Source organism: Bacillus sp. 05T31 (assembly GCF_056396725.1).
Window position 1 is genome coordinate 1 of the sequence record NZ_JBFTMA010000295.1, and the last position, 4,898, is coordinate 4,898.

Genomic DNA, 4,898 nt, shown 5'->3' on the forward strand with positions numbered 1-4,898 from the left:
AAGTAAAAGAGGAACGCATATGAGCGTTCCTCTTTTACTGTGACTTATGATATATATATTTGCAAATATGATTGCATGCAATCATATTCGTATGTCGGAGGCGAAAAAGACATACTGACTATTGAATTTCATGTGTTTCTGGGTGAGTACCAAGATTCTCGGATGGTTTAAATAGTAAGCCGAGATTGATAAGCCCAGAAATACCAACGATGCCGTAAATAATACGTGCAAGAGCTGAGTTCTGTCCCCCGAAAATAGCCGCTACTAAGTCAAACTGGAAGAACCCGATCAGTCCCCAGTTAACAGCGCCGATTACAGTGAAGACTAATGCGATACGTTGCAAGGTACTCATGAAAAGTCCCCCCCTTAATGTGAAGCGTGAGCAAGCAAGGAGTTAATAAGAAAATTTAACTCCTTTATAGAATGGTATAGTTTTGTTGTTTTTATACATGAAAAATGTACGAAAAACGATGTATATACATCTATACCGAAAAATTCGAATTTTTATGCAAAAAATGAACTTTTTCTAAAAAATAAATAATGGTTACGTTTACAATTGTTGAATCGCTTGATTTACAACTTTAGTTTCGCTAAAGTGAATACAGAAATACATATACATAATTGGAGGGAAAAAGATGAGTACACATGTAACGTTCGACTATTCTAAAGCGTTATCCTTCATCGGTGAAAATGAACTAACTTATTTACGTGATGCAGTAAAAGTAACACATCATGCAATCCACGAAAAAACTGGAGCTGGGAACGATTTCCTTGGGTGGGTAGAGCTTCCGCTTCAATATGACAAAGAAGAATTCGCTCGCATTCAAAAATGCGCAGAAAAAATTAAAAATGACTCTGACATTTTACTTGTTGTAGGTATTGGTGGTTCTTACCTAGGAGCACGCGCAGCAATTGAAATGTTAAACCATTCTTTCTATAACACGCTTTCTAAAGAACAACGTAAAACTCCACAAGTGCTATTTGTTGGACAAAACATTAGCTCCACTTACATGAAAGATTTAATGGACGTACTAGAAGGTAAAGACTTTTCTATTAACGTTATTTCCAAATCAGGTACAACAACAGAGCCTGCAATCGCATTCCGTATTTTCCGTAAATTATTAGAAGAAAAGTATGGAAAAGAAGAAGCACGCAAACGTATTTATGCGACTACAGATAAAGCGCGCGGTGCTTTAAAAACATTATCTGATAATGAAGGCTACGAAACGTTCGTTATTCCAGATGATGTTGGCGGTCGTTTCTCTGTATTAACACCAGTAGGTTTATTGCCAATCGCTGTAAGTGGCCTAAACATTGAAGAGATGATGAAAGGTGCAGCTGCTGGTCATAATGATTTCGCGAAATCAGAACTTGAAGAAAACCCAGCTTACCAATACGCAGTAGTTCGTAATGCTCTATATAATAAAGGGAAAACAATTGAAATGCTTGTTAACTATGAGCCAGCACTTCACTACTTCTCTGAGTGGTGGAAACAGTTATTTGGTGAAAGTGAAGGAAAAGATCAAAAAGGTATTTTCCCATCCTCAGCAAACTTCTCAACTGACTTACACTCATTAGGTCAATACATTCAAGAAGGTCGTCGTGACCTATTCGAAACAGTTCTTAAAGTAGGTAAATCTACACACGAACTAAAAATCGAATTAGACGACAACGATTTAGATGGATTAAACTACCTTGCTGGTGAAACGATAGACTTCGTAAACACAAAAGCATACGAAGGTACATTACTTGCACATAGCGATGGCGGAGTACCAAACTTAATCGTAAACATCCCTGAATTAAATGAGTACACATTCGGTTACCTTGTATACTTCTTCGAAAAAGCATGTGCGATGAGCGGCTACCTATTAGGCGTAAATCCATTTGACCAACCAGGAGTAGAAGCATACAAGAAAAACATGTTTGCTTTACTTGGTAAACCAGGATTTGAAGAATTAAAAGCAGAATTAGAAGAGCGTTTAAAATAATGAAAAGCGATCGGGTCTCCGGTCGCTTTTTWTTATTTTATTGAAAGGTACATCGGTATATTCAAACTAGAATGGGTATGCTAAAGGAAAAGTCTAGGAGGGATGGGCTTGATTCCGATTCAATCAAAATTAGAAGGATGTACATATGCGTTATATAAGTTAGAAGAGGTTATGAAACCACTTGGATATAGTATTGGCGGCAATTGGGATTATGATAAAGGATGCTTTGATTATAAAATAGACGAAGAAGAAGGGTATCAATTTTTACGCGTACCATTTACAGCGGTGGATGGGGAACTAGATGTGCCTGGTGTAATAGTCCGTCTTGAAACACCGTATATTCTTTCGCATGTATATCAAGACGAACTAGATGATAATGTTAATGCTTTAACAGCTGGAACGAGTGGATTGGATCAATTTGCGGAGCCGCAAGATCCAGATGGAGATGTGAAAAGAAAGTATGTCAATATTGGTAAAGTATTGGTACAAGAACTAGAAAATCATTTTTTTAATGGTGAATAACGATGAGTATGTCGCTTTCGATGAGAATGAAAGAATGAACTGGATTGATCATATATTGTTCGTCGCGCTTTACACCTAGTAAGAGAATGTTTTGCTTTAAAAGAGTATAGCTACAATTTGCAAAGGATTGTCCGGTGCAGGACGGGGGAATCTCCATCAGTTGTAATTTGTTATCAGAGATTTCATCGTAAAGTGAGAATAGTACACCTGAAATGGAAGGGAATAAAAGAGAAGCGGTAAATACATAGCTCGTTAATTTATTTCCTTCTATAATTTCTGATACGCCAGCTCTCGTTGCATTTTGGATTTGTTCAGAAGTAAGAAGTTCAGCGATGCAGTGAATGTTTGGATTAAGTCCTTTTGCAGTTAAAATATTTAAAATGGACTGTGTATCTGCTAAGCTTTCGTTCTTCTCTTTATCCGCTGTTATTAATATAGTGTGAGCTGTTGTAATGTTAGCTTTTAATAAAGTTTGATCGTGATGCGGACAACCTTTTATAAATTCTAAATGATGAAATGGCTTTGGAAGTAAAGAAAGTGTTTCATCAATTAAAACGATATCAAGGTTCGGTTGTAATATGTGCATTTGTTTTACAACATGTTTTGCACGCTCATTCCAGCCAACAATAATCATATGACCATTAGAGGTAGCAGCTGCTTCACCTTTAATTCTCATATATTGTTTATTAATCATGTCGGTAGCGAATAGAACCATATAATAAGAACAAAATCCCGTTCCTAATAAAATAATACATATACCAATAAGTTTTCCTATCGTTGTATGGGGGGCGAAATCGCCGTATCCAACGGTGAAAATGGTAACGATTGACCACCAAACCCCGTCGAACCATGTGGTGAAGTGAGATGGCTCTAATATATGTATAAGAAAGCCGGAGAAGGCAGTAAGTACAATAATAAAGCAAATTAAACGAAAAATAATGGAATCACGAAATGTATCTACTAAATTCGGACGGGATTTCAAGTTCCTATTCCTCCTTACTTTTCAGGACTACATTCATTGTTACCATTATAGAAAAAAGAAAAACTCTCTAATTAAAAAGAGAGTTCATTTCATAATTAATACATACTTTCAACTTCAGTTTGTTGAACACTTTCAAGATGCTGAAGAGCATAATAAACATCAGCAGTATGTCTTTTTTGATCGATAGACAATTTTAAATGTAAATAGTGCGAACCATTTTCCAATGTTTTGAGCTTCATGTTCTTAACTTTTATATCCATTTCTTTTATTTCTTCAATTACGGTCGGGATATTGTCCATATTTCGTACAACGAGTTTCACTGCGATATCACGTTGGCGAAATGATCTAGGACCGACGTATTTCATCGCTAATGGTATAAGTTCTACACTAATCATAAGGAAACACATTCCGAAAATAGCCTCGATATAGAAACCAGCTCCAACGGCAATGCCGATGCCAGAAGCACCCCAAATCATAGCGGCGGTCGTTAACCCCGCAATACTATCGTTTCCTCTGCGTAAAATTACACCGGCACCTAAAAAACCAATTCCTGATACAATTTGAGCGGCAAGTCGAAGTGGATCCATATTCATATGATCGGTATGTGGTAAGTTGTAAGCTGCTTTAATAGAAACAATGGTTAGGAGGCAACTAATAATAGAAATAACTAAACACGTTTTTAAGCCGAGTGGTTTACGTTTTAATTCGCGCTCTAAACCGATAGCGAATCCTAAAATAGCCGAGAGACCTAGTTTTATTAATAAGTCGGTGTAGTCCATGTATATTCCTCCTTGTATGATATGGTATATGAATAAAACGTTTATCCCACTATTTGCGGGCAGTAAGCCCCGCCTCAAAATCCGCCGAATGCGAGAAAGTTAGGTGGGGGACGACTGCCCGTAAATGCCCGATTGGTGAAGGCTAATAATCAGTGGGGGATGAACACCCCACACTGATTAAAGTTTCACTTTATATAGAAAGAAACGTTTTTTGACAGAGTGACTTTCTATAGAATATATGTAGGAATTACTTAGAAATGAAAGAGATGTTTCGTTTAAGTATATGATATTAAAAAAGAAGTGTAGTTGGTTTTAAAAAAGTTTTCAAAAGGTGTTGCATTTCATTTTTCCACATGATATATTAATAAACGTCGCTGATGCAGAAACGCAGAAAACGACAAAAAAGAAATTGAAAAACATAGTTGACATCGAAAAATGAAGATGTTAATATGATGAAGTCGCTTCTGAAGCGGCAGATAAGTTCTTTGAAAACTGAACGAAACAAACAACGTGAACGTCAATTTTTATTTTTAGATGCTAGACAAACTAACTTTATTGGAGAGTTTGATCCTGGCTCAGGATGAACGCTGGCGGCGTGCCTAATACATGCAAGTCGAGCGAATGGAT

Annotated in this window: 5 protein-coding genes and 1 rRNA gene; 3 read left to right on the plus strand and 3 right to left on the minus strand. The window is 36.8% G+C overall.

The window, feature by feature from the left end:
- Nucleotides 1–118: 118 nt before the first annotated feature.
- A complete protein-coding gene (locus tag AC1DJR_RS17315) occupies nt 119–352 on the minus strand; it encodes a DUF378 domain-containing protein (protein WP_002034535.1) in 234 nt (77 codons plus the stop codon).
- A gap of 283 nt (nt 353–635) precedes the next feature.
- Here AC1DJR_RS17315 and AC1DJR_RS17320 point away from each other — a divergent pair, with 283 nt between their 5' ends.
- Nucleotides 636–1,988, plus strand: a complete 1,353-nt coding sequence (locus tag AC1DJR_RS17320) for a glucose-6-phosphate isomerase (RefSeq protein WP_002015845.1) — start codon at nt 636–638, stop codon at nt 1,986–1,988.
- 108 nt (nt 1,989–2,096) lie between these two features.
- Complete coding sequence (locus AC1DJR_RS17325; protein ID WP_002131278.1) at nt 2,097–2,510, plus strand: YugN-like family protein; 414 nt, start codon at nt 2,097–2,099, stop codon at nt 2,508–2,510.
- Here AC1DJR_RS17325 and AC1DJR_RS17330 read toward each other — a convergent pair.
- Together AC1DJR_RS17330 and AC1DJR_RS17335 are read right to left on the minus strand one after the other, a co-directional pair.
- A complete protein-coding gene (locus tag AC1DJR_RS17330; protein ID WP_002191049.1) occupies nt 2,497–3,492 on the minus strand; it encodes a potassium channel family protein in 996 nt (331 codons plus the stop codon). The two genes, AC1DJR_RS17325 and AC1DJR_RS17330, sit on opposite strands and share 14 nt — an antisense overlap.
- A 95-nt stretch (nt 3,493–3,587) precedes the next feature.
- The gene (locus tag AC1DJR_RS17335) at nt 3,588–4,271 is read right to left on the minus strand and encodes an MgtC/SapB family protein (RefSeq protein ID WP_002034530.1); all 684 of its coding nucleotides are present in this window, start codon (nt 4,269–4,271) and stop codon (nt 3,588–3,590) included.
- A 552-nt stretch (nt 4,272–4,823) separates the two neighbouring features.
- Between AC1DJR_RS17335 and AC1DJR_RS17340 the strand changes: the two genes are divergently transcribed.
- A 16S ribosomal RNA gene (locus AC1DJR_RS17340) occupies nt 4,824–4,898 on the plus strand; the annotation flags it as partial.

What these genes read in the sequence shown, in the direction of transcription:
- AC1DJR_RS17320 (WP_002015845.1), top strand. Translation starts at nt 636, where the DNA reads ATGAGTACACATGTAACGTTCGACTATTCTAAAGCGTTATCCTTCATC.
- AC1DJR_RS17315 (WP_002034535.1), bottom strand. Translation starts at nt 352, where the DNA reads ATGAGTACCTTGCAACGTATCGCATTAGTCTTCACTGTAATCGGCGCT.
- AC1DJR_RS17335 (WP_002034530.1), bottom strand. Translation starts at nt 4,271, where the DNA reads ATGGACTACACCGACTTATTAATAAAACTAGGTCTCTCGGCTATTTTA.